The sequence below is a fragment of the Nocardia sp. NPDC050412 genome, assembly GCF_044458825.1.
GTDB lineage: Bacteria > Actinomycetota > Actinomycetes > Mycobacteriales > Mycobacteriaceae > Nocardia.
In genome coordinates, this window is sequence record NZ_JBITIJ010000019.1 from 12,370 (window position 1) to 37,917 (window position 25,548).

Annotated in this window: 29 protein-coding genes; 13 read left to right on the forward strand and 16 right to left on the reverse strand. The window is 65.3% G+C overall.

Annotation, left to right across the window (positions count from 1 at the left end; translation table 11 throughout):
• Positions 1–55: 55 nt before the first annotated feature.
• The 7 genes from ACIBI6_RS35580 to ACIBI6_RS35610 form a co-directional block, all read right to left on the reverse strand.
• On the reverse strand, positions 56–574 hold the full coding sequence (locus ACIBI6_RS35580; protein WP_364347235.1) for a hypothetical protein: 519 nt from the start codon (positions 572–574) through the stop codon (positions 56–58).
• Between the two features lie 92 nt (positions 575–666).
• Positions 667–999 (reverse strand): hypothetical protein, encoded by a 333-nt coding sequence (locus ACIBI6_RS35585; protein WP_364347233.1) that lies wholly within the window; start codon positions 997–999, stop codon positions 667–669.
• 310 nt (positions 1,000–1,309) lie between these two features.
• The gene (locus ACIBI6_RS35590; RefSeq protein ID WP_364347231.1) at positions 1,310–2,293 is read right to left on the reverse strand and encodes an aldo/keto reductase; all 984 of its coding nucleotides are present in this window, start codon (positions 2,291–2,293) and stop codon (positions 1,310–1,312) included.
• 157 nt (positions 2,294–2,450) lie between these two features.
• Entirely contained in the window at positions 2,451–3,035 is a 585-nt protein-coding gene (locus ACIBI6_RS35595) for a helix-turn-helix domain-containing protein (RefSeq protein ID WP_364347228.1), read from the reverse strand.
• Positions 3,032–4,252 carry a cytochrome P450 gene (locus tag ACIBI6_RS35600; RefSeq protein ID WP_364347226.1) on the reverse strand — a complete coding sequence of 407 codons (1,221 nt, stop codon included), beginning with the start codon at positions 4,250–4,252 and terminating at the stop codon, positions 3,032–3,034. The genes ACIBI6_RS35595 and ACIBI6_RS35600 overlap by 4 nt, the downstream gene beginning before the upstream one ends.
• An 86-nt stretch (positions 4,253–4,338) precedes the next feature.
• Entirely contained in the window at positions 4,339–4,566 is a 228-nt protein-coding gene (locus ACIBI6_RS35605; RefSeq protein WP_364347224.1) for a DUF6480 family protein, read from the reverse strand.
• On the reverse strand, positions 4,550–4,687 hold the full coding sequence (locus ACIBI6_RS35610) for a hypothetical protein (RefSeq protein ID WP_364347222.1): 138 nt from the start codon (positions 4,685–4,687) through the stop codon (positions 4,550–4,552). The genes ACIBI6_RS35605 and ACIBI6_RS35610 overlap by 17 nt, the downstream gene beginning before the upstream one ends.
• Before the next feature lie 171 nt (positions 4,688–4,858).
• On the opposite strand from ACIBI6_RS35610, the gene ACIBI6_RS35615 reads away from it, so the two are divergent.
• A complete protein-coding gene (locus ACIBI6_RS35615; protein WP_364347220.1) occupies positions 4,859–5,347 on the forward strand; it encodes a hypothetical protein in 489 nt (162 codons plus the stop codon).
• A gap of 54 nt (positions 5,348–5,401) precedes the next feature.
• Here ACIBI6_RS35615 and ACIBI6_RS35620 read toward each other — a convergent pair whose 3' ends face one another.
• The gene (locus tag ACIBI6_RS35620) at positions 5,402–5,863 is read right to left on the reverse strand and encodes a hypothetical protein (RefSeq protein WP_364347218.1); all 462 of its coding nucleotides are present in this window, start codon (positions 5,861–5,863) and stop codon (positions 5,402–5,404) included.
• A gap of 114 nt (positions 5,864–5,977) precedes the next feature.
• On the opposite strand from ACIBI6_RS35620, the gene ACIBI6_RS35625 reads away from it, so the two are divergent.
• From ACIBI6_RS35625 to ACIBI6_RS35640, 4 genes are all read left to right on the forward strand, one after another.
• A complete protein-coding gene (locus ACIBI6_RS35625) occupies positions 5,978–6,583 on the forward strand; it encodes a PadR family transcriptional regulator (protein ID WP_364347216.1) in 606 nt (201 codons plus the stop codon).
• A 58-nt stretch (positions 6,584–6,641) separates the two neighbouring features.
• Positions 6,642–6,989 (forward strand): galactose oxidase early set domain-containing protein, encoded by a 348-nt coding sequence (locus ACIBI6_RS35630; RefSeq protein WP_364347214.1) that lies wholly within the window; start codon positions 6,642–6,644, stop codon positions 6,987–6,989.
• A 6-nt stretch (positions 6,990–6,995) separates the two neighbouring features.
• Positions 6,996–8,003, forward strand: coding sequence for an adenylate/guanylate cyclase domain-containing protein (locus ACIBI6_RS35635; protein ID WP_364347212.1), 1,008 nt, complete (start codon positions 6,996–6,998; stop codon positions 8,001–8,003).
• An 86-nt stretch (positions 8,004–8,089) separates the two neighbouring features.
• Positions 8,090–8,863 (forward strand): RNA pseudouridine synthase, encoded by a 774-nt coding sequence (locus tag ACIBI6_RS35640; protein WP_364347210.1) that lies wholly within the window; start codon positions 8,090–8,092, stop codon positions 8,861–8,863.
• A gap of 186 nt (positions 8,864–9,049) precedes the next feature.
• Here the strand turns inward: ACIBI6_RS35640 and ACIBI6_RS35645 are convergent, their stop codons facing one another.
• On the reverse strand, positions 9,050–9,694 hold the full coding sequence (locus ACIBI6_RS35645; RefSeq protein WP_364347208.1) for a TIGR03086 family metal-binding protein: 645 nt from the start codon (positions 9,692–9,694) through the stop codon (positions 9,050–9,052).
• 84 nt (positions 9,695–9,778) lie between these two features.
• On the opposite strand from ACIBI6_RS35645, the gene ACIBI6_RS35650 reads away from it, so the two are divergent.
• Both ACIBI6_RS35650 and ACIBI6_RS35655 read left to right on the forward strand, forming a co-directional pair.
• Positions 9,779–10,213 (forward strand): MarR family transcriptional regulator, encoded by a 435-nt coding sequence (locus ACIBI6_RS35650; protein WP_364347206.1) that lies wholly within the window; start codon positions 9,779–9,781, stop codon positions 10,211–10,213.
• A 161-nt stretch (positions 10,214–10,374) separates the two neighbouring features.
• Entirely contained in the window at positions 10,375–11,154 is a 780-nt protein-coding gene (locus tag ACIBI6_RS35655) for a metallophosphoesterase (RefSeq protein WP_364347204.1), read from the forward strand.
• On the opposite strand, the gene ACIBI6_RS35660 is transcribed toward ACIBI6_RS35655, so the two are convergent.
• Complete coding sequence (locus ACIBI6_RS35660) at positions 11,151–12,209, reverse strand: AraC family transcriptional regulator (protein ID WP_396959355.1); 1,059 nt, start codon at positions 12,207–12,209, stop codon at positions 11,151–11,153. The two genes, ACIBI6_RS35655 and ACIBI6_RS35660, sit on opposite strands and share 4 nt — an antisense overlap.
• 95 nt (positions 12,210–12,304) lie before the next feature.
• Here ACIBI6_RS35660 and ACIBI6_RS35665 point away from each other — a divergent pair, with 95 nt between their 5' ends.
• The 5 genes from ACIBI6_RS35665 to ACIBI6_RS35685 all read left to right on the forward strand — a co-directional run bounded on the left by ACIBI6_RS35665 (position 12,305) and on the right by ACIBI6_RS35685 (position 18,397).
• On the forward strand, positions 12,305–13,771 hold the full coding sequence (locus ACIBI6_RS35665) for a flavin-containing monooxygenase (RefSeq protein WP_396959357.1): 1,467 nt from the start codon (positions 12,305–12,307) through the stop codon (positions 13,769–13,771).
• A 62-nt stretch (positions 13,772–13,833) separates the two neighbouring features.
• Positions 13,834–15,948, forward strand: coding sequence for an ATP-binding cassette domain-containing protein (locus ACIBI6_RS35670; protein WP_364347198.1), 2,115 nt, complete (start codon positions 13,834–13,836; stop codon positions 15,946–15,948).
• Positions 15,949–16,099: 151 nt separating this feature from the next.
• A complete protein-coding gene (locus tag ACIBI6_RS35675; RefSeq protein WP_396959359.1) occupies positions 16,100–16,837 on the forward strand; it encodes an energy-coupling factor transporter transmembrane component T family protein in 738 nt (245 codons plus the stop codon).
• A gap of 18 nt (positions 16,838–16,855) precedes the next feature.
• Entirely contained in the window at positions 16,856–17,542 is a 687-nt protein-coding gene (locus tag ACIBI6_RS35680; protein WP_364347194.1) for a hypothetical protein, read from the forward strand.
• 210 nt (positions 17,543–17,752) lie between these two features.
• The gene (locus ACIBI6_RS35685; RefSeq protein ID WP_364347192.1) at positions 17,753–18,397 is read left to right on the forward strand and encodes an ammonium transporter; all 645 of its coding nucleotides are present in this window, start codon (positions 17,753–17,755) and stop codon (positions 18,395–18,397) included.
• A 63-nt stretch (positions 18,398–18,460) separates the two neighbouring features.
• Here the strand turns inward: ACIBI6_RS35685 and ACIBI6_RS35690 are convergent, their stop codons facing one another.
• The gene (locus ACIBI6_RS35690) at positions 18,461–19,702 is read right to left on the reverse strand and encodes a lipase family protein (protein WP_364347190.1); all 1,242 of its coding nucleotides are present in this window, start codon (positions 19,700–19,702) and stop codon (positions 18,461–18,463) included.
• A 278-nt stretch (positions 19,703–19,980) separates the two neighbouring features.
• Here ACIBI6_RS35690 and ACIBI6_RS35695 point away from each other — a divergent pair, with 278 nt between their 5' ends.
• Positions 19,981–20,628 (forward strand): isochorismatase family cysteine hydrolase, encoded by a 648-nt coding sequence (locus ACIBI6_RS35695; RefSeq protein ID WP_364347188.1) that lies wholly within the window; start codon positions 19,981–19,983, stop codon positions 20,626–20,628.
• An 80-nt stretch (positions 20,629–20,708) separates the two neighbouring features.
• Here ACIBI6_RS35695 and ACIBI6_RS35700 read toward each other — a convergent pair whose 3' ends face one another.
• The 5 genes from ACIBI6_RS35700 to ACIBI6_RS35720 all read right to left on the reverse strand — a co-directional run bounded on the left by ACIBI6_RS35700 (position 20,709) and on the right by ACIBI6_RS35720 (position 25,547).
• Positions 20,709–20,888, reverse strand: coding sequence for an antitoxin (locus ACIBI6_RS35700; protein ID WP_364347186.1), 180 nt, complete (start codon positions 20,886–20,888; stop codon positions 20,709–20,711).
• A 91-nt stretch (positions 20,889–20,979) separates the two neighbouring features.
• On the reverse strand, positions 20,980–23,289 hold the full coding sequence (locus ACIBI6_RS35705) for an ATP-dependent DNA ligase (RefSeq protein ID WP_364347184.1): 2,310 nt from the start codon (positions 23,287–23,289) through the stop codon (positions 20,980–20,982).
• 55 nt (positions 23,290–23,344) lie between these two features.
• Complete coding sequence (locus ACIBI6_RS35710; RefSeq protein ID WP_364347182.1) at positions 23,345–23,644, reverse strand: antitoxin; 300 nt, start codon at positions 23,642–23,644, stop codon at positions 23,345–23,347.
• A gap of 34 nt (positions 23,645–23,678) precedes the next feature.
• Complete coding sequence (locus ACIBI6_RS35715; RefSeq protein WP_364347180.1) at positions 23,679–24,821, reverse strand: MBL fold metallo-hydrolase; 1,143 nt, start codon at positions 24,819–24,821, stop codon at positions 23,679–23,681.
• Positions 24,822–25,547 carry an enoyl-CoA hydratase gene (locus ACIBI6_RS35720; RefSeq protein ID WP_364347178.1) on the reverse strand — a complete coding sequence of 242 codons (726 nt, stop codon included), beginning with the start codon at positions 25,545–25,547 and terminating at the stop codon, positions 24,822–24,824. It abuts the gene before it with no gap.
• Position 25,548: the final 1 nt, after the last annotated feature.

A 25,548-nucleotide genomic window follows, 5' to 3' on the forward strand; every position in this document is an offset into this window, starting at 1 on the left:
ATCTGAAAATAACGGGTACCGGGCGCACTGCCCGGTACCCGTTTTATTCATCGGTTCAGCTGAAACGCGCCGCGAGGATCGGCACGTCGGCACCGCGGGCCTCGCCCGCGATACACGACCCCGCCATGGCCAGAACATTGCCGATCGGCCCCTGTTCGACCACCAGGCGCCCGCCCGCACCGGGGCCATCGGTAATGATCACGGTGTTGGACATCGAACTGCCGACACCACCCCCCACATGCCACGGCCCGCTGATCCGGCTGACCGCACCATTGGCCCAGTAGACCTTGCCGTCGATCTGACCGTCGACATCGGCGCAGCTACCGCGTCCATCGAAGGTGCCACTCACGGTTGCTCCGGACGCAGGCGTACCCGTGCAGCCGGTGAGGTTGCCGTCCCAGGTGGCCGTGGCGGGCGCGACCGTCATCCCGAGCGGGCTTGTGCTGTAACTGAATCGGCCGCCGGAGCAGCCACCCGAAATCGGATCGGCCGCGGCTTGCTGAGTTCCGACGAATGCGGCGGCGAGTGCGGCGACAGCGACCGACGCTGTCGCGATCTTCCGGGAAATTGCCATGACGAATACCTCTCCTTTTGATCGAACTTGATCTGATGGAGCAGCTGACGACAAGCAAACGCGAAGATCGTAGACGGCGCGTTCAGCGCAGTCTAATCAGACCACACCCTTTCCTCGGGAAATGCACGTCGGGCATAGGTATTCGCCGGGTTGACAGTGATCACGTCGCACGCCCGCACAAGTTCTTCCGGTCGATCGTCCAAATGCGCAAGATTCGGCATAATCACCGCTTCCGCATCCGTCCGGCGGATGACCTCGCGCAATGCCGCGAGAATTTCCGTACCCGCGTCCGCTAGCCGCACGATCTCGGCAAGGTCGTATCCGTATCGCGTTGCCAACTTACGGATCTGGGCCATGTCCCAGTCCCTGGCATCGCCCGACACGTCCTGACGAAGAAATCCGATCGCGGTCGGCGTCGGCCTCATCGACTTGCCTCGTTCCGTCGTGTATCAGATCTTCTAATACTCGATCGTGTAGCAGATCTTCTAGTGCTCGATCCATATAGGTCGGGAGCAGCTACCGTCATTGGCGCCCAGCCACCGCACACTGTCAACGCAAACAAAACGCAACCGTAGCAATTTCCCACACCGAATACAACAGGTATGTATGTCCTCGACATGGAAAGTCGTTCGGTCGAAACGCCCTCGCAGACCTTCGTGTTCGAGGCACGGCGTTTCATGCGGTGAGTCGTTTTGCGAGATGTGCGGACAGTGTGCGAGGCGTGAACCGACCGCGTCAGCGACCGGCAACCTTGGCGAGATGTTCCGGATAGCGCGCGCCGGAGAATGCGGTGGCGGGGGCGGCGGCATCGATGCGCGCGAGATCGTCTGCGGTCAGGACGATCTCGGCGGCGGCCACATTCTCTTCGAGATAGGTGCGACGCTTGGTGCCCGGAATGGGAACCACATCGTCGCCGCGGCTCTGCACCCAAGCGAGCGCCAATTGTCCTGCGGTAATGCCCTTTTCGGCGGCAAGCTCGCGCAGCGCCGCGACGATGGCGAGGTTGTTGTCCAGGTTGTCCTCGGCGAATCGCGGTAAGCGACGGCGCATATCGTCGGCGGGCAGATCGGCGGTGGAGGTGATGGCCCCGGTCAAGAAGCCGCGGCCGAGCGGCGAGAAGGGCACGATGCCGATGCCGAGCTCACGGCAGGTCGGCAGCACTTCGGCCTCGATATCCCTTGTCCACAGCGACCATTCGCTCTGCAGCGCGGTCACCGGATGGACCGCGTGCGCGCGGCGGATGGTCGGCGCCGAAGCCTCCGAAATGCCGAGGTAGCGCACCTTGCCCGCCTGCACCAGCTCGGACAGCGCGCCCCAGGTTTCCTCGACCGGGACATTCGGATCGACGCGGTGCTGATAGTAGAGGTCGATGTGGTCGACACCGAGCCGGGCCAGCGAGGCGTCGCAGCTCTGCTTGACATATGCGGCGTCGCCACGGGCTCCCATGCTTCCGTCCTCGCCCCATACGATGCCGAATTTGGTCGCGAGCACCACCCGGTCGCGGCGGTCGGCGATAGCCTTGCCGACCAGTCGCTCGTTGGTCTCCGGGCCGTAGACATTCGCGGTGTCCAGCAGCGTCACGCCCAGATCCAGCGCACGATGGATGGTGGCAATGGATTCGTCGTCGTTATCGCGCACGCCGTAGGCCTGGCTCATACCCATGCAGCCCAGACCCTGTGCACCAACGGTCAACTGACCGAGCTTCCTGGTCGGAATCATGCGGGACTCTCCTCCTTGGTCGACGATTTCGTCATCGACGCTACGACTTGGAGTGCGCTCCAAGTCAAGTGCCGGGAGGTCTGGCGAGTTCGGCGATCACCTCGGCGCGGGCCTCAATGAGCGCGAGCCGGTCTGCTCACCGCCTATCCGGCGGATGTCAGTTCGCGAATGCGCCGACGACGACCGGTGCGACGAAGTGCTCCAGCATGACCCGCTCATCCGTCTCGTCGCGACCGGGCGCGGTGAGCAGCGACATGATGACACGAGCCAACCAGCGGGCCAGTCGGAAGCGATCCGGATCGGCCGTCGGTGGCAGCAGCCCGGCGGCAATGGCCTCGATGACCTCGGAGGATTGACCGATTTCATTGGCTATGCCCGCATCACCCGCGGTGAACCACGCGATCAGCGTCGGGTCGGCGCGGACCTCGCGCAGCGATGCGAGCATGACCGCGACAATGCGCTCCCCCGGATCGGCGATCTCGCGAGCCTGCTCGGCGACCGCGGCGCCGACCCGACGAGCTTCGCGGTGCACGAAGGCGATTCGCAGCGCTTGACGGTTCGGGAAATAGCGATACAGGGTGGCGCGCGAGCAGCCCGCCGCCTTCGCGACATCGCCCATACCGGTATTGGTGACACCGCGCTCGACGAACAGCCGCGCAGCGGCATCTAGAATCTGCTCTGCCGCGATATCGGCGCGCTTGGGGCGCAACCAATCTCCCGGCCCGCCCGAGGCCGCCGTCATCGGGATACCCGGAACGGCACACGATCCGGCCAGCGCACATAACTGCCGGGCGCGTAACGCACGCGGTCGATATCGACGACGAAATCCGGGCAGCGCGAGAGCAATTCCTCCAGCGCGACGTATGCGACCATGCGCGCAGCCGCCGCGCCGAGACAGTGATGGTTGCCGTGACTGAAGGTCAGGATCTGCTTGGGCCGCCGCAGCACATCGAGTTCGCCTGCATTGGAACCGAATTCGAGTTCGTCTCGATTGGCCGAGGCATACAGCAACAGCACGCGACGTCCTGCCGGAATGGTGGTGTCGTGAATCTCGATGTCGCGCGTCATGGTTCGTGCCAAACCCTGCACCGGCGAGGTGAGCCGCAAAAACTCCTCGACCGCATCCGGGATGAGTGCCGGATTCTCGATCAGCAGCCGACGCTGATCCGGCCGCTCGGTCAGCAATTGCACGGCGCCGCCGAGATTGCCTGTGGTGGTGTCGTTTCCGCCGGTGATCATGGTGAAGGCGAAGCCGAGAATCGAGATGATGCCCGCATAGTCGCCGTCTGCGCCGAGCCCGGCAGCCACCAGATGCGAGATCGTATCGTCGGCGGGTTCGGCGCGCCGGCGTTCGATCAACTGGGTGAAGTACTGCATCAATTCGCCGATGGCATCTTGGGCATCGAGGGGACTGCCGCCCGCGGAGGCGGTCATGATGTGATCGGTCCACTCATCGAATTTCGGCCGATCCGGTTCCGGCACACCGAGATAATGTGCGACCACCATGCTCGGCAGCGGCTTGAATAGTTCGACGACGATATCGCCCTCGCCCGCCGCCCGCAGCCGCTCCAACCGCTCGACGACGAACGCGCGCACCTGCGGTTCGACCGAGCGCACCTGCCGCGGCGTGAAGCCCTTCATGACCTGTTTGCGGAAGGTGGTGTGATCCGGCGGATCAGTGAAGACGAACGGCCGCGGTTCGGGCAACCCGATCTCGCCGAGGTCGCGGTAGTCGACGGTCAGACCGCCCGCCGAGGAGAAGGTCGCGACATCCCGCGCCGCCGCATACACATCGGAATAGCGGGACAGGACGTAATAGTCGCTCGCCGGATCATCCTGGGGCACAACGTGATGCACGGGGTCGTGGGCGCGCAGTCCGGCATACATCTGCCACGGGTCGCGCCAAGTCGCTGCGGATCTCAACTCGAAACTCGGTCGATGAGACAACTCTGTCGTCATGACCCGAGCGTAAGACAAAATGACAATTCTGTCTAGAACGCGTTCTACCAACAGGAGCAGCGGTAGTCCGCGGCACGCCCACGCGTTCAGACCAGCGTTATCACCAGCAACACCGCCACCACGATGAACAGGATCGCCAGTACCGCGGCCATGGCGATGAAGCCGACTCCGGTCGGCGGGAAGTGCCAACTGGTCCGCGGTTCGGGTGCGGACAGGCCGGAGGTCTGCGCCGTCTCGGGCGGGGTCGAGCCGGGGCTGACGCCGCCACCCGCCTCGAGATCGGGAGTGCGTCGGGGATCAGGATCCATCGACATGGCGATGCCCTTCGTTGCCGGTGATCATTTCCGGGTCCGTCGGCTTCCCGGCACGTTTACGCCGCAATACCACGATGGCGACGATCACCGGTATCACGACGAGTACCAATAGAAGTTCCATATTCGGCGCATACCCGGACTCGCACCGCTTAAAGGTCATCGTTCACTCGAAGATTGCCAGACCCCCGAGCGGGTTGCCCCGAACGGCGAGGGGCCGCATCCACGCGTTTTCTGTAGCCGTTGCCGTGGCATAGGTCGGCGGTACCGTAGAAGAAGACGCGGGGAGGCGACGATGGTGCAGATGGACCGGCCGCCCAGGGTGCAGACACCGGATGCGGATGCGCCGTGGAACGAGATCGTGCCGCAACTGTGGATGGGTGGGCATCATTACGGGAATGCCGAGGGCGTGCGGGTGCCCGCGATCGTCGGGGCCGAATTCGATGTGGTGATCAGCCTGTACCAGGCCGAGGGGCACGGGCCGGGACCCGATGTCGAACACCATCACCTCGCCATTCCGGATGCGGTACTGCACGCCGAGCAGCGGGCGGCGGCGCGCGCGTTGGCCAGGATCGCCGCCGCCGCGGTTCGTGCCGACCGCAGCGTCATGGTGCGCTGCCAGTACGGATACAACCGCTCGGGTTTGGTGGTCGCGCAGACGCTGCTCGACCTGGGGCATTCGGTCGATGACGCCATCGCCCTGATCCGGCTGCGACGCTCGCGCTATGCGCTCAACAACGAGTTCTTCGTGAAATATCTGACGATCGGGCTCGGCGGAGGCTGAAATACCAAGCGCCCCAACCACAAGAGATATGGTCGGGGCACTCCGGTTCCGACATCAACGCGGCGCGTTGGCCGGATCGGCAACGGTCGGGTGCGCCCCTTCGCGATGCGCCCGGCGCACATCCTCGAAGAACTCCCGCGAGAACATTGCCGACAGCACGGCGATACCCGCACGGTGCACCCGGAATTCGCTGCGGTTGCTGGTGCCGGTGAGCCGGATGACGCGACCCGCCGCGTTCTGGGGCCGCGCGAAATCCTTCACCCGGCCGCGGCCGGTCCAGTGCAGGTCGGTCTGGTCGATGACGGCGTCGTCCGGGACGAGCAGTTTCACCATGGCGTGGTCGAGATCGGCGTGCACGACGATCTCGCCGTCGCCGGTGATCCGCGGCGAGCGCAGGTCGATCACCACGCTGCCGTAGCGGGCGGTGATGTCGAAGGTGTCGGCGTCGGTCCAGTTGCCGAGGCGCTTGGCGGTCTCGTGGTCGACGTGGACGTGGGTGGCGGTCTTGGCGGTCATTTTTCGATCCTTTCGGGCGGCTTCCGCTGGTGAAGCAATAGTGGCATACAAACTAGTATCTTTGCAACTAGTTTGTATGAACCTAGTTGCCGAAACACCATTAGAATGAGCGGTATGACGGCATCGACGCAGTTCAAGCGCTCTCCCCTGGCGATGGCGCTGCTCGGCATCCTGCATCTGGAACCGATGCACCCCTATGCGATCCAGCGACGGATCAAGGAGTGGGGCAAGGACAAGGTCGTCAATGTCACCCAACGCGCGGCGCTCTACAAGACGATCGGCAGGCTGCAGGAGGCCGGACTGGTCACGGTCCGCGAAACCGGCCGCGATCAGCAATATCCGGAGCGCACCGTCTACGAAATCACCGACGCGGGCCGCGCGGCCTGCGCGAATTGGCTGGCCGAGATGATCGGCGACCCGCGCAACGAGTATCCGGAATTCCCTGCGGCGCTGTCGTTCCTGATGCTGCTCGGACCCGAAGGCGCGCGCACCGAACTGCAGCGGCGCGCAAAGTCTGTGCGCGCCGAGCTCGCCGAGATGGACGCGGATGCGAAACAGGCCGCCGCGATGCAACTGCCCAGGGTGGTCATGCTGGAGGACGAGTACCAACGCGCGGTCACCGAGGCCGAATTGCGTTGGCTCGACGCCGTTATCGCGGATTTAGCGGCGGGCACCCTCACTTGGTCGAAGGAATCCCTACTGCCGCACCAGCAGCCGTAGTTCACATCGCGACCCGACACCGGAATACCAACCGGCGCCGCCGATGGATCATGCCAGGATGTGGCGCGACCGTTACCGCGACAACGGCCCCGCCCTGCGCGAGGTGAATCTCGTCCGCCCCGGTGCGTGCACTCACTCCGCCGATAACGAGCAACGCGCGATCGATCTCGAATTCACCAGCACCGCACCGGATTCGATAACCATCACCCTGCCGTCGAATCCGACACTCGCGCCGCTGGGCGGGTACCCGGTGTTGGTCGTGAACGATCAAGGTGTGCCGCCGACAGGGACAGTGGCCGCAGCTGAGCCGATTGTGATCGATCACAGTCCCGGACCGCCACGATGGTGGCGCCGACTGTCACCTGCCCCGTTGCCGCCATGGGCGCTAGCTCGGCCCGTAATGTAGGCGATCATGGTTCCCACCGAGATATCCGAGCTGGTCGAGTCGGTCGTGGAGTCGTATCTGCTCGACGGACCGCGCCACTACAACCGGACCGAGGTCGCCGAACAATCCGGGGCGACCACCGACCTGACCAAGCGGCTGTGGATGGCACTCGGCTTCCCGGCCGGTCTCGACGATGCCGCCGTCGACTACGCCGATGCCGATATCGCCGCGGTGCGCAATTTCCGCGCGCTCAATGTGCTCGCCTCGGCGGACTCACGGCAACAGGCCGCGACCGCGCGCACCCTCGGCCAGGGTATGGCGCGCCTGGCCGAATGGCAGGTCGACGTGGTGCTGGCCGAAATCAGCACTCGGATGGCAGAGGCCGCGCCCGGCACCGATCTGGCCGAAACCGCGCGCGCCGCGACCGAGGCGGCCATCTCCACGCTCGAACAGCTCAATACCTACGCATGGCGCCGCCACCTCGCCGCCGCCCTGGCCCGATCCCTCGACCCGGGCACCACGGCGGGCGAGGCGGTGCGCGAGTTGGCGGTCGGCTTCGCCGATATGGTCGGTTACACCCGGCTCACCAGGCATCTGCATCCGGACGAACTGTCCATGCTGCTGGAGGCATTCGAATCCACCACCACCGCCGCGATCACCGAGAACGGCGGTTGGGTGATCAAGAATGTCGGCGACGAGGTCATGTTCGCGGCCGAGGATCCGGCCGATGCGGCCCGGATCGCGCTGGCCATCCAGGAGAGCACGATGATGGTCGGCGGCACGCCGGAGCTGCGGGTCGCCGTGGCATATGGGCCGGTGCTGCAGCGCTTCGGCGATCTGTACGGTTCGGTGGTCAATATCGCCTCCCGGCTCACCGGCGTCGCCCGACCCGGCACCGTTCTCGTCGATGACGAGGCCGCCGCCGCCCTGGACGGGAATCCGGAGTTCGATATCCGCAATCTGCGCAGCGTGCGCGTCCGCGGATTCAACCGCCTGCGGCCCCACACCCTGCGCCGCAACGGCAAGTACAGATAGCCCCACGACCTGAGCTCACCACCTGCGTCCGCCATACCCTGCGCCGCAACCACAAGCACCGGCAACGCACGACCTAAGCTCGTCCGGTGGAGTTCGAGTGGGCCGAGTTGCGGGAGAGGTGCGTCATCGAGGAGGACGCGGCGGTGTTGGCGTTGAACAAGCCCGCCGGGATTTCGGTGACCGGGGAGCGGCACGACAGCGATATCGTCGAGGCGGCGGCCGCTGCCGGGGAAACTCTGTATCCGGTGCACCGCATCGACAAGGTGACCTCCGGACTCGTGCTGCTGGCCAAGGAACTCGGCGCGCACGGGCAGCTGACCAGGCAGTTCAATAAGCAGACGGCCGAGAAGGCGTATCTGGCGATCGTCGAATCGACCGGCCTGCCCGATCGCGGCGTCATCGAACTGCCGCTCAGTGTCGGCCGCAAGAACCGCGTGCGGATCGCCGCACCCCGCGAATCCATTCGCGAGCAGGCGGGACGCTGGTTCGTCGATGAGGCGGATCTATTGGCCACTAAGAACTACCCGTCGACAACCCGGTTCACAACGGTCCTGCGCACCGATACCCACACCCTCCTCGCAGTCCGCCCGGTCACCGGCCGCCGTCACCAGATCCGCGTGCACCTGGCCTGGATCGGACACCCCATCCTCGGCGACCCCCTATTCGACAAATCCGCCCGATACGACCGCACCTACCTCCACTCCTGGCAACTCGCCCTAACCGCCCCCTGGCGCACACCCCCAACCCTCACCCTCCAAGCAACCCCATCCTCCGACTTCTGGCACCCCTTCCATCCCATCCCCGACCCCGCCGCCCTCCTCCAACGCGCCGCCGAATCCTTGCTCCCCCCAATCGAATAGCCCCGCCCAACACCACACACGGAATGCCGGGCAATTCCCATGCGCGCCACCCTGAATCGCGCCCGGCGATGACCAGAGCCGATGTACCGCAGCAGCCGAACCGCGACCTCCGCGCGCAACAATCACCGGCGCGAATGCGCCCGAGGCGTCGGCTCCTCACGCGTCAGCTCGGTCGACGGGCGGCGGCTATTCCGGCCAACTCGGGGAGCGCCCAAGCATGGCGACGATCTCGTCGAGCGCGGAGTCACTCGACCAGTTGATGACCGGTCCGAAGGCCGCACCGGGTGCCAGCCGAGCCGCGCCGCCGGGGACGACTTCGGCTACCGATAGTGCGACCGCGAGCAGGTCGTCGTCGAAATGCACTGTGCGGCCGAGGGTTCGGGCGACGTCCCAGGAGTGCACGACGTAGTCGATGAAGTGGAAGCTGACTGCCTCGGCTCCGGAGAATTCGAAGGCACGGGTGAACTCCGGTAACGGGAAGGTTCGGTCGAGCACGCCGTCCTCGGCGAAAGATGCCAGTACATGTTCGGCGGCGGCACGGTAGTCCGCGACCGGGTCCGCGCCCAGCGGGCGCAGCCGCCACAGCGACAGGTCACCCTCGCCGCGGGAGGCGGCCGCGAAGCCATAGTGCTGGGTGATCATGTGCGCCAGCAATCCGTGCAGCGTCCACCCGGCGCATGGCGTCGGCTTGGCCAGATCAGCGGCGGTCAGCTGGGAAACAACTTCGATGCTGGTGCGCACGGCTTGCGCATTGAGGGCGAGCAGATCGACCTGTGTCCCCAGCGACTTGAGGGTCTGCAGTTCGGCGGCGGTGTCGGAATCGGTGGTCATCGCTGTCCTCTCGATACATCCAATAATAAGCGCATGCTTATCATAAGCTCATGATTATCATAAGCCAAGCGGTATTTTCTACCCATGCCGGAAAAGCGCCCTGACCTCGCCGCGATGATCGCGCCGCTCGGCCGCGCCCTCGCCGCGGCGGAACTGCCCGTACTCGAGCGACACGGCCTGACCATGTGGGGCTACGTGGTCCTACTCGGACTCGGCGACGAACCCGTCTACACCCAGGCCGCGCTGGCCAAGAAGATCCGCGCGGACAAGACGCGCATCATCGGCACACTCGATGAGCTCCAGCAGCGCGGCCTCATCCACCGCGATGCCGATCCAGCCGACCGGCGCGCACGCCTGATTTCGCTCACCGCCGCCGGTCGGACCACCCGCGACCAGGCACAACGCGATATCCAGGAGCAGGAGAACCAACTGCTTTCCCAGCTGCCCGCCGCCGATCGCAAGTCGTTCCTGCGGTCACTGCAGACGCTGTGGGCATCGGTCGTCGACCCGTCGAGCTGACCCGGTGTGCGCGCGAGCACTTCCGACCCCGCGGCCTTCTACCGGTGGTCAGCCTCATGGCGACGCGGAACCCGCAGGTCATCTAGCCTGTAAACGTGCCAGCACGCGATGCCGACACCCTCTGACGCAATGTAGCGATCCCCCAGAGAAAGCGAACGCCGATGATCCTGGTGGCTCAGGTCAGCGATACCCATTTCGATCTCGGCACCCGCAATGCCGAACGCGCCGAGCGGGTCATGGCCTATCTCGCCGAGCTGCGACGCAGGCCCGATGCCATCTTGGTGACCGGCGATATAACCGATTCGGGTAAAGCCGAGCAGTACGCCGAGGCGCGTGTCGCACTCGACGCCGATATCCCGGTCTACGCCCTGCCCGGCAATCACGACGACCGAGCCGCCTTCCGCGCGATCCTCCTCGGCGAACCCGCATCGACCGCACCGATCAACCACGCCCATCGAGTCGGCAATCTGACCGTGGCCCTGCTGGATTCGAGCGTCCCCGGCGAATCCGGTGGCCGACTCAGCGAAGAAACCTACGACTGGCTGCGCGGCGTACTCGTCGCCGCGCCCGCAGCCGCGCCCATACTTCTTGCGCTGCATCATCCACCCGCACATCTGTTCAGTCCGGTCATCGATGAGATCTCGCTGGCCGAGCCCGAGAAATTGGCGGAGGTGGTCGCCGCCGACGAACGCATTGTCGGCGTGGTCACCGGACATGCGCATTCCGCCGCCGTGACCACCTTCGCGGGCCGCCCGCTGCTGATCGCGCCGAGCACCGCCTCCGTACTCGGCGGGGAGTGGGAACTCGAACTCCCGCACCGCGTCATGGACTATGCGCCGGATCCCGCCGTCGCACTGCACGTCATCGACGAAAATCACCGCATCACAACGCATTTCCGCAATATCGCAATGAACGGTTGGATCAGCGTGCAGCCGAATTAGCGCCGCACCGCGCGTTCGCGGCGGTAGGCGGCCGGTGTCGCTCCGGTCCAGCGCTTGAAGGCGTAGATGAAGGTGGAGGATTCGGCATAGCCGAGCCGGATGGCCACGTCACTCACCGAAAGCGGTGTGGCGGTGAGCATTTCCTCGGCGAGCGCGCGGCGCACCTCGTCCAGCAGTGCGCGATAGCTGGTACCGGCGGCATCGAGGTGGCGACGCAAGGTGCGGGTGCTCATATTGAGATCGCGTGCGACGGAATCGATCCCGCGCGGAGCCGCGAACCCGTCCGCACCACCGGGCACCAGAAGTTCGCGCACCTCGGCCGCGATACCCGTGCGGGCGCGGCGGCGGTCCACCAAGCCCCGGCATTGCGCTAGGCACATCGCCCAGGTGTGCTCATTCGCCTGCGGCAGTGGCTGTTCCAGCATGGCCGGATCGATGGTGAAAAGATTGTGCGCCCGCCCGAAACGCGGTCGCACCTGGGTGACCTCCATGATCCGATCGACGTATGTCGGCTCCGGAAAACGGAATTCGGCCCTGGTGAGCGGCAGCTGTTTGCCGATCAGATCGCTCATGACCTGATGCATGGCAGTCACATCGCGTTCGACCAGGAACTGGCGCACATCGGCCGGAATCGATTCGTCGTGCACCCAGGCGATGAACTCGCCCTCCCCCCATTCCGCGACGGGCAGGCAGAAGGTGAAGCTCAGTTCCAGATAGCGCAGCGCGAACGAGATGGCCTCACCGAGCGTCGGACTGCTGACGCACGCGAAGCCGAAAATACCGAAGGTGGTGATTCGATACCGGCGACCGATCTCGACACCGAGCGCGGGCGTATCGGCGAGTTCGCGGACGAGATTGCGGATGACGGCGAGTTCGATTCGCGCATCGATCTGCGCGTCAGGATCGTGCAGCATGGCCTCGGTCAGCCCGGTTCCGGCGAGCATGCGCGCGACGGGCACGCCCTGCTCACCGGCATAGCCGACCATAAGTGCCACGCTGGCGATGCCGCGCGGAAAGTTCCAGTCGCGGATGCCCGGATCCTGTACCCGCTCCACAGCGGACATTATGGCCGAAAATCTCGATCCGCCGACCCGTACGACAGGCAGTCTTAGAGTGGAACTCATCTACAGTGCTGTGAGGAGTGCCACATATGACAGCTGGTGAGCGGCCCTCGGTCATCATCATCGGCGCCGGTTTCGGCGGCATCGGGATGGCAATCGAATTGCGGCGCAACGGTTTCGATGATATCACCATCCTGGAGCGCGGCACGGACATCGGCGGGGTATGGCGGGAGAACACCTACCCCGGCGCGGCTTGTGATGTGCCGTCGCCGCTGTACTCGTTCTCCTACGAGCCCAAGCCGGACTGGCCGCAGCGGTATTCCGGACAGGCCGCGATCCACGACTACCTGCGCGAGGTCGCCCAACGGCACCGCCTGCTGGAGGCGATCCATTTCGGCGCCGAGGTGACCGACGCCGAATTCGACGACAGTTCCGGCCGCTGGACCGTACGGACCAAGGACGGCACGGCCCGAACCGCCGACGTGCTCATCTCAGCGGTCGGCCAACTGTCCCGGCCCGCCCTGCCGAACATTCCCGGCATCGGCACCTTCACCGGTCAGGCCTTCCACTCCGCCGAATGGGATCACGGCGTCGGCCTGGCCGGTAAACGCGTCGCCTGCATCGGCACCGGCGCCAGCGCCATCCAGTACATTCCGGAGATCCAGCCGCAGGTCGAACACCTCACCCTGTTCCAGCGCACAGCGGCCTGGGTGCTGCCCAAATTCGATACCAACTACACCCCGGTCCAGCACAAACTTTTCGCCCGGCTGCCCGGCGCCCTGCTCGTCGAACGCTTCGGTTGGTGGGCCATCGCCGAATTCATCGCGCTCGGCCTTGTCGAATTCCCGTGGATCGTACGATTGGTCGCGAAAATCGCGTCGAAACATCTGGAAGAACAGGTCCCGGATCCGGAACTGCGCGCCAAACTCACCCCCGACTATCCGATCGGCTGTAAGCGCGGACTGTTCTCCAACAACTACTACCCAGCTCTGCTCGAGCAGAACGTGCAGGTCGAGACCACCGCCATCACCGAAATCGTGCCGAACGGCGTGCGCACCGCCGACGGCACGGTGCACGAGGTAGAGGTGATCATCTACGGCACCGGCTTCAAGGGCACCGAATTCCTCTGGCCCATGAATATTTACGGCCGCGCGGGCCGCAAACTCTCCGATGCCTGGCAGGACGGCGCGCACGCCTACTGCGGCATTACCGTGCCCGACTTCCCGAATCTGTTCCTGGTCTACGGACCGAATACCAATCTCGGCGTCGGCTCGATCATCTACATGATCGAATCGCAGGCCCGCTATATCCGCCAGGCCGTCCAACTGCTCGCCGAACGTCCCGGCCATGTGCTCGAGGTGCGTCCCGAGGCGGAGGCGCAATTCAATACCGCGGTTCAGCAGCGCCTCGCGCGCACACCGTGGAACTTCTGCTCCAGCTGGTATCGAACCGCTTCGGGCCGGATCACCAATAATTGGCCGGGCCCGCAGCTCGCCTATCGCCGTCGCGTGCGCAAGCTGAAGGCCGCCGATTACGAGCTGACCCGGGTCGCCTGACGCTCACTCTCTCCACAGAAAGACCACACGAACTGTCCACAGGATGCTGGCAGACTTGACCCGTGAGTGATCTGCCCGTCCGCCCCACCGAGCGCGGACCACTGCGCCCGATCGAATTGGCGGTGGGGGCGGTGCTCGGGGGTGCCTCCGTCGCCCTGGTCACCGTCGGCGCGTTGATTCCGATAGCCGCGGCGCTGCAGTTGGTCGCCGCGGTGCCGCTGGCCATGATCGCGCATCGCTATCGGCTGCGCGTCCTGATCACCGCGACCGGCTCGGCCGTGCTGGTCTGCTTTGTCGCGGCGGGCCTCGTGCCCGCATTCGGCATTCTCAGCTCAGCCACCATCGCGGGGATTATCGGCACGGTCAAACGGCGACGTGGCGGCCTGCCCGCGGTGCTCGGATTATCGACACTCGCCGGTCTCGGCTTCGCAGCCTTCGCCATCGGATCGCTGCTCGTGTTGTCCCGCTCCCGGAATCTGCTGTTCGACACCATCCGCAGCACCGCGGAAGGCCTGGAGCGGACGGCAGCACAGCAACCCCAGCTGGAACCGCTCGGACGCGGGGTCTCCGACGCCGCCGACGCCGCGATCCGCTGGTGGTGGGTCCTGATCGGTGGTGGCGTGCTGGCGGGCATCATCGTGACGGCGGTGTTCTCCTGGTTCGTCCTCGGCTCGGTACTCGATCGGCTGGCATGGCTGCCGAGTCACGACCGGCTCGACGCACCGCCTGACGACCGGCCGATCGCGCCGTTGCCGGTGCGACTACGCGAGGTCGGTTTCCGCTATCCGGGAGCGCCGGTGGACGCACTGTCCGGGATCGATTTCACCGTCGACATCGGCGAATTCGTGGCCATTGTCGGCCACAACGGGTCCGGCAAATCGACACTGACCCGGCTGCTCGCGGGACAACCGCCGACCACCGGTGGCGTTGACCGCCCTGGCGCGGCGGGCCTCGGTCACCTGGGTGGCACCGCACTGGTGCTGCAGCGGCCGGAGAGTCAAACGCTCGGTGTGCTCGTCGCCGACGATGTGGTGTGGGGTCTGTCCACCGAACTCGCCACCGCGGTCGATATCGCCGCCCTGCTGCGCGAGGTCGGCCTGGACGGTATGGGCGATCGCGAGACTGCGACCCTGTCCGGCGGTCAGCAGCAGCGACTCGCGGTGGCCGCGGCATTGGCCCGCCGCCCCGCGCTGCTCATTGCCGACGAGGCCACCTCGATGATCGATCCGGACGGTCGCCACGATCTCGTCGCACTCCTGGCCGAACTGCCTAAACGCCATCCGATGGCGGTGGTGCTGGTCACCCACCATGAGGCCGATGCGGCCGCCGCCGATCGGGTGGTGCACCTGGCAGGTGGCCGGACCGTCGAGCGGCTGCCCGCCTGGCCGCAGCCGGTCGGCGAGATCCGGCGTCGGCCGATGGGTGAAACCATCCTGCGACTGAGCGAGGTGCGCCACACCTACAACCACGGAACACCGTGGGCCGCACCGGCTTTGCACGGTGTCGATCTGACGGTTCGGCGCGGCGAGGCACTACTCGTAGTGGGCGGCAATGGATCCGGCAAATCGACGCTGGCCTGGATCATGGCGGGATTGATCGAACCCAGTTCCGGCCGTTGCGAATTGAGCGATAAGCCGATCGCAAAACAGATCGGCCGGGTGGAATTGGCGTTCCAGCACTCCCGGCTGCAGTTGCAGAAGCAGACGGTCGGCGACGAAATCGCGGACTGGGGCGGACGGGCCGCCGGATCCGGTGCGGTCGGACGCGCACTGGATGCGGTGGGTTTGGATCGCGCACTCGCCGCACGCTCAATCGAGGAACTCAGCGGCGGCCAAGCCAAACGCGTGGTGCTCGCAGCCATTGTGGCCAGCCATTCGCCGGTGGTCGTGCTGGACGAACCGCTGGCCGGATTGGACCCTCAGGGCCGCGCGGAGATCGTGGAACTGCTTGCCCGCCTGCGCGATTCCGGCCTCACCTTGATCGTCATCTCACATGACGTGCACGATATGGCCACGGTCTGCGATCGGACTGTACATCTCGAGGCCGGACGCATTCTGGAGACCGATCCGATCCGCGATACCGCGAATGTGCCCGCGCACCAGCCGGATACCCACTCGACGATGCCGGGAACCCGCCCGGGCGATCCAGCCTGGCGGCTCGGGGACGGAGGTCGATAATGAGCGAGCGAACAATAGACACAGCCACATACGTGGTCATGACGGAGCCGAGCGCCAGCGAGGCGCAGTCAATGAGCGAGCGTAGCGAGCGAACAATAGGCACAGCCACATACGTGGTCATGACGGAGCCGAGCGCCAGCGAGGCGCAGTCATGACCACGGTGCTGTTCCGCGAAGTGCCGGTTTCCAGTCCGGTGCACAGCCTCTGGGCCGGAACCAAGATCATCGGCGCGTTCCTGATCAGTGTGGTGCTGATGTTCCTGCCGTCCTGGCCGGTACTCGGCTTGATGGTCGTATTCCTGATCGCGATCGGGGTGGTGGCCCGACTGCCACTGAGCACACTTCCTCGCCTGCCATGGTGGTTCTGGGCAATACTCGGTATCGGCGCCCTGCTCAATGTGCCGGTGGGCAGCGAATCCTTACTGCGCTACATCAATGTCACCGTCTTCGGCCTGATCCTGCTGGCATCCTCGTTCCTGATCGCCTGGACCACCCCGATGGGGGATATCGCACCCGCGCTGGCCAAACTCGGCTCCCCGCTACGCAGATTCCACGTGCCCGTGGACGAATGGGCCGTGGTCATCGCGCTGACACTGCGCGGACTGCCACTGCTGATGGACGAGATCCGGGTGCTGCGGGCGGCGCGGCGACTTCGCCCGAAGGACGGCCTGCTCAATCGCGCCGCCGACAATCCGCTCGTCGATATCCTCACCGCCGCCATGGCGGTATCCAGCCGCCGGGCAACCGAACTGGGCGAGGCCATTACCGCACGTGGCGGCACCGGCCAGCTGACTGCCCGCCCGAGCGCCCCTGGCCGCAATGACGTGATCGCGCTGACCATTGTTATCACGGTCTGCCTCGGCGCGGTCGTCCTCGATCTGCTGACCTGATCGGCGATACTGGCCTCTGTGCCGGACCAAGACGAGGATGTGCCTGCCTGGCAACGCAGGACGGAGGGTGAGTCGCGGTTGGCCGCGACGCTCGCCGTGCTGGTGATCGTGGTGTTGCAGGTGGCGCCGAAGGAGCTCCGGCAGCAGCCCGCCTGGCTGGTCCTGCCCGTGCTCGAGGTCCTGTTGCTCGGCGTGCTGGTGGTGGCGAATCCGTTCCGGCTCAACCGGGAAGAGCGCTGGTTGCGCAGCGGCGGCCTGCTGCTGACCGGGTTGCTGAGTCTGGCCACGGCGGTGTCGGCGGGTCGACTGGTGTTCCAACTGATCGATGGGACACTCACCGATCCCATGCGACTGCTCGTCTCGGGCGGTGCGGTGTGGTTGACCAATGTGGTGGTATTCGGCCTCTGGTATTGGGAGTTCGATCGCGGCGGACCCGCGGCACGCGCGCATGCGCGAAAGCCATTGCCGGACTTCCTGTTCGTGCAGATGCAGAGCCCGGACCTGGCCGGACTCGACTGGGAGCCACAGTTCCTGGACTATCTGTATCTGGCGTTCACCAATGCGACGGCGTTCAGTCCGACCGATGTGATGCCGATGTCGCGGTGGGCGAAGGCGACGATGATGCTGCAATCGGCGATCTCGCTGGTGCTGGTGATCCTGGTGATCGCCCGCGCGATCAATGTCTTGCAGCAGCCGGGGTCCTGACCGAATAGCGAAGAGCTATAACAAGACTCATCATGTGAGTAATACCGGATACCCCGAAAAGCATTCCTCTAAACCTTTTTTACGCGGTACGGTGTCCTCGGAGTGTGTTCTCTAGATCACATCGTGACTCTGCACAGCGTCGGGGGGAGGATTTTTCGTGTGCGGAGCGTTGCTACGGCTTGCAAAACCTGATGAAGATTGGACCCCGGAATGATTCTCCGCAAGATCACTGCGGCAGCCGTGCCGATCGTCGCCGCTGTCGCGGTCGGCTCGGGCACTTCCTATGCACAGCCGGATGCCGCGCCCGTACCGGATATCGGATACGAGGCAAAACTGGTTGGCGACAAGATCGTCACCACGCTGACCAACGGATCCTTCCAGATGTCGGCGAACACCGTGGATGTCAAGGACATCGCGGGCAATACGGTGGTCACGCTGCCACTGGTGTTCCGGCAGGACGGTCTGGAGTTCGCCATGCCGCACGAGATTCGCGACGCGGGCCGGGTGCTGGAGTTGACCGCGGTCAAGGACTACACGACGGCGCGGCAGGCGGCCACGCCGGTCGCGTCGCCGCGAGAGAATCTGCGCGCGCAGGATAGCTTCCTGTCCCAGTTCAGCATTGCCGCCGCCATCGGCGGCTTCCTCGGCACGGTTATCGGCGCCCTGGTCGGGCTCACCGGCATCATCGGCGGACCGACCGTCATCGCCAGCGTCATCGCGGGCGCGGGCATCGGCGGCATTATCGGTACCCTCGTGGTCGGTGGGCCGGCACTGATCATCGCGGGCATCGATCTGCTCAGCACCCTGTCCGCCCCGCCCGGCACCACCAAATGGCAGGACGCTCCGGTCAAGTAAGACCACGCACAGCACTGCGAACGCGGCGCGCGGCGAATCCTCGTAGCGCGCCGCATCTTTCGTTTATCGCCCGTGACAGCCGGGCGCTACCGGGACACCCGCGAAGCGATCGGCGAGGAAGCCCATCGCACCGGCCGTCTCACCGATGGCGGCCACATCGTGTCCGGGCAGCACCGAATGCACCGAGGTGAGATCGGCACCCTGTGCGCAGTATCGCCCGACCAGATCGGTAAAGCCCGCGACCGGGATCACATCGTCAGTTGTGCTGTGGTACAGGTACATCGGCATGACCGGTGCACTGCCGCCGAGCTCCTGCCGGTCGGTCGCCGCCCGCAATACCGGATGGGACAACACGTCCGACACCGCCGCGAAATCGTCCACATGCGCATTGAAGTACTTGAAGAGGAGATCCGGACCACAAGCCGAGGCATCCTCGACAAGGGCGATCCGACCGCGTTCGTTGAGCAGGTCCGGCACACCGGAATTCGGCTCGTCCTTCGCGATCGCGATCAAGACGAGCATTGCCAGCCCCGCTTGCGCGGTGCCATCGACACCATGGGCCATCGCCGTCCAATCGGTGGGCACACCACCCGAGGTGATTCCGGCGAATTGGATATCGGGCGCGTACTCCGGTTGTATCTGCGCCGCCCACAGCGTCGCGAAGGCACCGCCCGAATAGCCCCACGCCCCAATGGGACTCCCCGGACCGACGCCATCCGGTGCGAGCGCCCGAGCGGCGCGGATGCCGTCGAGCACCGCACGGCCGGAGTTGACGCCGTCCAGGAATCGCGAGTCCGGCCCCTCGTAATCGCTTGCCACCACCGCCCAGCCGCGACGCAGCGCCTCGGCGATGAACGGTGTGTCGATATAGGTATTCACGCCGCCGAGATCCCAGCCGCCTCGCAGCGCGTACGACGGCGCGCACCGAGTGTCGAGGCTGTCTTCAGCGATCTGATACGACAGCAGCGGCCGCTGCCCCGGACCGAACCACGGCCAGTTCGGCACCAGCACGGTCGCCATCCCCGCGGTCGGCGAGCCGTTCGTGTCGTTGGTCCGGTATTGCACCTGCCAGGCCGAAACCGGAAGCGGTAGACCGTACAACGCGATCGAGCGAGTCCGCAGGACAGCACCGTCGGGCTGCGAAGCCAGATCGACCGGTGCCGCGTAGAACGGGTCCTGATCCGGCGGCGGCAAAGCTCGGGCAACGGGCACGAATGCGAACGCCACGACCGCTAGGACGATAAGGATCGATATCGCACCGGATTTCCGGTCAGCGCCGACGAATGACGCAGACAAAATTTTCATCGCGGCCTCCAGCGTTCCGACGCGGCGCGACGCATAATGCGCCTGGGATGCGTCGGCGCCGACTTCGCCCGGACTCGAATACCACCACCGTACTGCCTGCTCAGAGGCCCTAGCAACGGTCACGGGCGGACATCGGCGACGCCCTGCATGTCCGATTTCCGACATGGTTACAGTTGGGACGAGGCGGGCCTGAAGCACGCTTCGAAAGTGGCTATCGCGCAACGGAATCACCGTCGGTACCCCGAAGGTGACCGGTACCGAACAGGAGTGAGCTGACCATGCGGCATGGCAACGGACTGGACATTCCCGAAGATCTCGCCGATGTGTGTGCGCCGCACCGCATGGCGGTGATCGTCTACGACATGCAGGTCGGTGTGCTGTCCCAATTACCGGACGGTCCGCAGATCATCGAGCGGGTGGCGCGGGTGGTCGAAGCGGCACGGCGCGGCGGTTATCCGGTCATTTTCCTGCGGCATTTCTTCCTGCCGCGCCGCCTGAGTGGTGCCTTCGCGCTGCGCATGGCGATGAGCTGGCAGCAGGTCGACGATGTCGATGACGTGAAATTCATTCTGCAGCGTGACACCCCGGCCTTCGAACTGGTGCCGGAGCTGCGGCCGACAGCCGATGAAGTGATCTTCGACAAGACCTCCATGTCGGCATTCGAGGGCACGCCCTTGGCCGCGGTGCTGCGCGATCTCGGCATCGGCGCATACGCGATCACAGGTGTCGCACTGGAGATCGGCATCGCGCCGACTGTCACCCATTCGACCGATCTCGGCTTCGTGCCGGTGATCATCAGCGATGCCGTCGGCGGCCGCGATAAGGAGGCAATGGCGCGCGCCTACGACGATTTCGAATTCCAGGGGCACGCGATGGTCACCGATAGCGCGACCATCATTGCGCTGCTCGCCCGCGAACAGAGCTGACCGCGGAAATGGCGGATCGGTACGCCCGGTCCGCCACGCCGTAGCGACTGCTTGCAGGTCGCTCGAAAGGGTCGGGCGACTCAGCCGTCCTTGTGGATGGCCTTCTTGGCGGCATCCTGCGCGGCGTCGACCTGGCCGGCGAACTTGCCGTCGGTCTGCTTGTCGACGAGATCGCCCACCTTATCGATGGCGGTATCCACCTTGTCCGCATTCTGCTGGGCCAGGTCCAGCGCCTTATTCGCCAGGTTCTTGAAATCCACCGTGCACTCCTCGTTTTCGAGCCGACACAACCGCGAACAAACGATACCCAGCGAACTCCCCGATGACCCGGCAAACCATCAGCGACCGCCGTCACATCTCGCCGAGCCAGGCCGGATGCCAGAGGCGGCCGGTCTCGGTCCAGTTCATGAAGCGCACGGTTCCGCTCAGTTTCGGGGTGACCCACACCGCGTCCTCGCGCTCCTCGGCGGTGAGATCGTTGTCGAACGGGGTGGTCTTGCGCTCCAACTTGCCCAGCTTTTCGGCCAGATCCCGCATCACCGACTCGCTGAACCCGGTGCCGACCCGCCCCACGTAATACAACCTGCCCTCGTGCGGAATGCCGACCAGCAGCGATTTGAAGTTGCGGGCGTCACTGCGTCGCCAGCCGCCGATCAGCACCCGCTGGGTGCGCCAGTTGCGGTGCTTAACCCACGAATGCCCGCGCTTACCGGGCAGATACACCGAATCCTTGCGCTTGGCGACTACACCCTCCAGGCCCTGCTCCTGGCTGTAGCGCAGCGCTTCGGCGCCGGAGCCGTCCAGTCGCGGCGGCACCCGCAGTGACGGTGCGTTGCCCGCGATCGCTTCCAATACCCGACGCCGATCCGAATACCGTTTGCGGATAAGGGAAGTCCCGTCCAAATACAGCACATCGAAGGCGACGAAGACCGCACGGGCCGCATCGGCCTGCAACAGACCGACATTGGCGATGCCGTGATCGTCGAACACCACGGCCTCACCGTCGAGCACCACATTGTGTCCGGCCAACTCCTCGGCCAGCACGGCCATGCAGGGATAGCGTTCGGTCACCACATTGCCCGCCCGGCTGCGCAACGTCAGTGTTCCGGAATCTATTTCGGCGATCAGCCGGAAGCCGTCCCATTTGGTTTCGAAGCACCACTCGACATCATCGAGATCGGCGACCTCACCGTGCGTGGCCAGCATCGGCCGCAGGCCACGCGGAAAGGGCGCGGGCCCAGCCGGTCTCGGCACGATGAACGCGGCCTCGGGGCCGACCGGACCACTGGAGACCCGGTCGGTGCCCTCCTCGGCCGGATTCTGCTCGCGCATGAGATGCATCAGCCACTGGGTGCCATTGGTTCGGATCATCGCGTAGCGGCCGCGCAGTCGCTTGCCGTAGAAGGTGACGATGACCTCGTCCGCGCGCCACTTCTCGGTGTCATAGGTACCGGAATCCCAGATGGTCATCTCCCCCGCGCCGTACTGTCCCTTCGGGATGGCACCGTGGAAGTTCAAGTACTCCAACGGATGGTCCTCGGTGTGCACGGCGAGCCGGTTCTGATCCGATGAGGTCGGCGGCCCCTTCGGCACGGCCCACGACACCAATACACCGTCGCGTTCGAGCCGCACGTCCCAATGCAGCCGCCGCGCATGATGTTCCTGGACGACGAACCGATTATTCGTTCCCGGCGCCGGTTTTTCGGAGGGCACGGGTTCGGGGGTCGCCGAAGCATCACGCATCGAGCGGTATTTCGTCAGCGCATCGCTGTCCGAGCTGGGCGGATCCAACTCGGCGAGCAGATCGCCATCATCGCGCCAGCGGGCCAGCACTTCGTCGAAGCGCAAGTGTCGCAGCTTCTTCCGGTTCTCCAACTCGGCCCAGGTGCGCGGTGCGGCCGCATTCGGTTCGGTGCGGCCGCGCAGCGAATACGGTGCGATGGTGGTCTTGGCCGGATTGTTCTGACTCCAGTCCAGGAAGACCTTCCCGCCGCGCGCCGATTTCGCCATCGTCGCGGTCACCAGATCCGGGTGCAGCTTTTCCAGATTCGTCGCCACCTGTTTGGCCACGGTGGACGCACCACCCGGACTCAACTCCCGTTCCAGCGGCACATAGATGTGAATTCCCTTGCTACCACTGGTAACCGGAAAGGCGTGCAGCCCGATGCCCTCGACCATCTCGCGCACCGCGAGCGCGACCCGCGCGCATTCCGCGAGTCCCGCGCCCGGCCCGGGATCCAAATCGAATACCAACCGGGTGGCGTAGCCGACCTTGTCACCGTCGAAACGCCATTGCGGCACATGGACTTCCAGCGCCGCCTGCTGTCCGATCCAGGCCAGTCCGGCCTCGGAATCGATGACCGGGTAGGCAACCTTGCGATCGGAATGTTCGATGGCATGGCGCTCGAGCCACGACGGCGCGTGTTCGGGGAGATTCTTTTCGAAAAAGGATGATTCGTCGACCCCGTTGGGCCAACGCTTCCGGGTGACCGGCCGCCCGGCGATGTGTGGCAGCATCGCGGGCGCGATGGCCGAGTAGTAGGCGATGACCTCGCCCTTGGTGGTTCCTGTTGCCGGATACAGCACCTTGTCGAGGTTGCTCAGCTCAACCTCGATGCCCGGCCGGCCCGGGCTGCCACCGAATTCCCGGCGGGTCACCATAAATGAAGTTTAGGGGCGGGGACCGACAGATACCGGTCCCCGCCACATATCAGGCCTACGGCTGCCCCGGCTCTCCCGGCTCGGGGGCGGGCTTGGGAGCGGGCGGCACAGGCGGCTCCTCTGGCACGGGCGGCTTCGGTGCGGGCGCGGGCGGTTCCGATGCGGAGTGGTCCGTCGGGACCGCCTTCTTGGCGGCCTCCTGCACCTTGCCGATCTTGTCGGAGTATTTGTGGCCGGTTTTCTCGTCGATGAACCCGCCGGCCTTGTCGACCGCTTCGTTGATTTTGTCGGCGTTCTTGGCCGCCGTTTCCTTACCCTTGCCGACCAGGCCTTTCAGGGTGTCCACGACACTCATACCTGCATTCCTTCCTGTCGACGAACCTAGGTATTCACCCAATATCCTCCCACCAGGAATCCCGGCTCGGCAGGTCATTGGGATCGATGCGCTGGCCGGGCATCGGCACCGCCACCGCGGTACCGGCCGACCGCGCCGCCTCGACCATCCGGCGCACCGGCTCCGACCACCCGTGGAAGGCCAGATTGAAGGTCGCCCAGTGAATGGGCACCAGCAGTCCGTGTCCCGGATCGCCGACGCCGAGGTCGGCATGTGCCCGCACCGCCTCCTCCGGGTTCATATGCACATCCGGCCAGGCCTCGTCATAGGCCCCGATCGGCAGCAGCGTCAGATCGAACGGTCCGAGCGCGGCACCGGCTTCGGCGAAAGCCTTGGTGTATCCGGTATCACCGCCGAAGTAGACCCGCCGCGTCGGGCCGATGATGGACCAGGACGCCCACAGTGTGGTGTTGCGCACCAGGCCGCGGCCGGAGAAGTGGCGCGCCTCGGTACAGGTGAGCACCAGATCGGTGCCATCGCGCTCGCGCCCCAGCGAGGCAAGGGAAACCGAACCGCCCCAATCCAATTCGACGATCCGATGTTCGGGCACACCCCAGTGCCGCAGATGTGCGCCGATGCCGATCGGCACCAGGAAGGGCGCGGCCTGTCCGACCACCAGCTGACGCACCGTCGCCTTGTCCAGATGGTCGTAGTGATCGTGCGAGATCAGCACCGCGTCCACCTGCGGCAGCTCCGATAGCGGCGTCGGCACCGGATGCAGCCGCGCCGGCCCGACCAGCGCCGACGGCGAAACCCGTTCGCTCCAAACCGGATCGGTGAGAATCCGATACCCGTCCACCTCGATGAGCGCCGATGCGTGCCCGTACCAGGTGACCGCGAGATCGGCGGCATCGGTCGGTACGTCGGGCGTCGCCAGCGGAACCGCGGTGCGTGGACGACCGGCATTACGCCGAGTCAGCACCGAAAACAACAGGGACGGAGCGGCGCCCGAGACGAACTGGGTGCTCGGCTCGGTGTTGTGGAACTGACGATTGCGATAGCTCACCGCGCCGGTGGCGTATGGCGCAATGGCGTTGATGGAGGCGCCGATCGCCGAGGGGATGTCCCAGACCGCGCGTGCCACCCAGGCGAGGCCGAGAGCACCGGCGGCAATACCGACTATCTTCTTCGGATTCATTTATCGTCCCACGAATTTCGCCGCGCGCTTCTCTGCCCTGGCCAGCCGCCCCTCCTGGGCGTCCTGACTGGTCCACGCCGCCTCCAGCGCCGCACGCTGCTGCGTGTTCTCCGGATCCCGGGTGCCGTCATCGTTGAACTCCAACTTCATATGCCGCAGCGAGAGCGGTGCCAGTTGGGCGATCGATTTGGCCCACGCCTGCGCATCGGCCAGGGTGCCGAGCCGGTTGGCGAAGCCGAAGGAGTAGGCGTCGGCGGCCGATACCGGTTCCGCGCCCAGCAGCACGGTCCGTGCCGGGCCGCCGCCGATCAGCGATACCAACCGCCGCACGGTCCAGCGGTCGACGGTGATACCGAGCTTGGCGGCCGGAATGGCGATATAGGAATCGGGTTCCATGACCCGCAGATCCGAGGCCAGCGCGATCTGCACGCCCGCGCCGAGTGCACCGCCATTGATCGCCGCGATCACCGGGACCGGTACGGATTCGATGGTGTGCAGCATGTCGGGCAGGGCCGCCAGGAATTCCTCCACGTAGACCCCGGACAGATCCGCGCCCGCGCTGAAGAGGGTGCCCCGACCGGTGAGCACAATCACCCTGGCGTCCTCGGCCGCGGTCAACACCGCTTCGCGCAGCCGCGTGACAAGTTCGATGTTCAGCGCGTTACGCCGCTGCTCGCGCTGTAGTTCGATGGTGACGACATCGCCATCGCGGCTAACGTCGAGCATG

Coding starts and splice junctions, on each gene's coding strand:
- ACIBI6_RS35695 (WP_364347188.1), top strand. CDS start 19,981: ATGCGGCATGGCAACGGACTGGACATTCCCGAAGATCTCGCCGATGTG.
- ACIBI6_RS35630 (WP_364347214.1), top strand. CDS start 6,642: ATGTGGCGCGACCGTTACCGCGACAACGGCCCCGCCCTGCGCGAGGTG.
- ACIBI6_RS35705 (WP_364347184.1), bottom strand. CDS start 23,289: ATGGTGACCCGCCGGGAATTCGGTGGCAGCCCGGGCCGGCCGGGCATC.
- ACIBI6_RS35715 (WP_364347180.1), bottom strand. CDS start 24,821: ATGAATCCGAAGAAGATAGTCGGTATTGCCGCCGGTGCTCTCGGCCTC.
- ACIBI6_RS35710 (WP_364347182.1), bottom strand. CDS start 23,644: ATGAGTGTCGTGGACACCCTGAAAGGCCTGGTCGGCAAGGGTAAGGAA.
- ACIBI6_RS35615 (WP_364347220.1), top strand. CDS start 4,859: ATGGTGCAGATGGACCGGCCGCCCAGGGTGCAGACACCGGATGCGGAT.
- ACIBI6_RS35590 (WP_364347231.1), bottom strand. CDS start 2,293: ATGATTCCGACCAGGAAGCTCGGTCAGTTGACCGTTGGTGCACAGGGT.
- ACIBI6_RS35610 (WP_364347222.1), bottom strand. CDS start 4,687: ATGGAACTTCTATTGGTACTCGTCGTGATACCGGTGATCGTCGCCATC.
- ACIBI6_RS35585 (WP_364347233.1), bottom strand. CDS start 999: ATGAGGCCGACGCCGACCGCGATCGGATTTCTTCGTCAGGACGTGTCG.
- ACIBI6_RS35675 (WP_396959359.1), top strand. CDS start 16,100: ATGACCACGGTGCTGTTCCGCGAAGTGCCGGTTTCCAGTCCGGTGCAC.
- ACIBI6_RS35600 (WP_364347226.1), bottom strand. CDS start 4,252: ATGACGACAGAGTTGTCTCATCGACCGAGTTTCGAGTTGAGATCCGCA.
- ACIBI6_RS35620 (WP_364347218.1), bottom strand. CDS start 5,863: ATGACCGCCAAGACCGCCACCCACGTCCACGTCGACCACGAGACCGCC.
- ACIBI6_RS35665 (WP_396959357.1), top strand. CDS start 12,305: ATGACAGCTGGTGAGCGGCCCTCGGTCATCATCATCGGCGCCGGTTTC.
- ACIBI6_RS35650 (WP_364347206.1), top strand. CDS start 9,779: ATGCCGGAAAAGCGCCCTGACCTCGCCGCGATGATCGCGCCGCTCGGC.
- ACIBI6_RS35595 (WP_364347228.1), bottom strand. CDS start 3,035: ATGACGGCGGCCTCGGGCGGGCCGGGAGATTGGTTGCGCCCCAAGCGC.
- ACIBI6_RS35690 (WP_364347190.1), bottom strand. CDS start 19,702: ATGAAAATTTTGTCTGCGTCATTCGTCGGCGCTGACCGGAAATCCGGT.
- ACIBI6_RS35685 (WP_364347192.1), top strand. CDS start 17,753: ATGATTCTCCGCAAGATCACTGCGGCAGCCGTGCCGATCGTCGCCGCT.
- ACIBI6_RS35645 (WP_364347208.1), bottom strand. CDS start 9,694: ATGACCACCGATTCCGACACCGCCGCCGAACTGCAGACCCTCAAGTCG.
- ACIBI6_RS35605 (WP_364347224.1), bottom strand. CDS start 4,566: ATGTCGATGGATCCTGATCCCCGACGCACTCCCGATCTCGAGGCGGGT.
- ACIBI6_RS35625 (WP_364347216.1), top strand. CDS start 5,978: ATGACGGCATCGACGCAGTTCAAGCGCTCTCCCCTGGCGATGGCGCTG.
- ACIBI6_RS35580 (WP_364347235.1), bottom strand. CDS start 574: ATGGCAATTTCCCGGAAGATCGCGACAGCGTCGGTCGCTGTCGCCGCA.
- ACIBI6_RS35635 (WP_364347212.1), top strand. CDS start 6,996: ATGGTTCCCACCGAGATATCCGAGCTGGTCGAGTCGGTCGTGGAGTCG.
- ACIBI6_RS35655 (WP_364347204.1), top strand. CDS start 10,375: ATGATCCTGGTGGCTCAGGTCAGCGATACCCATTTCGATCTCGGCACC.
- ACIBI6_RS35720 (WP_364347178.1), bottom strand. CDS start 25,547: ATGCTCGACGTTAGCCGCGATGGCGATGTCGTCACCATCGAACTACAG.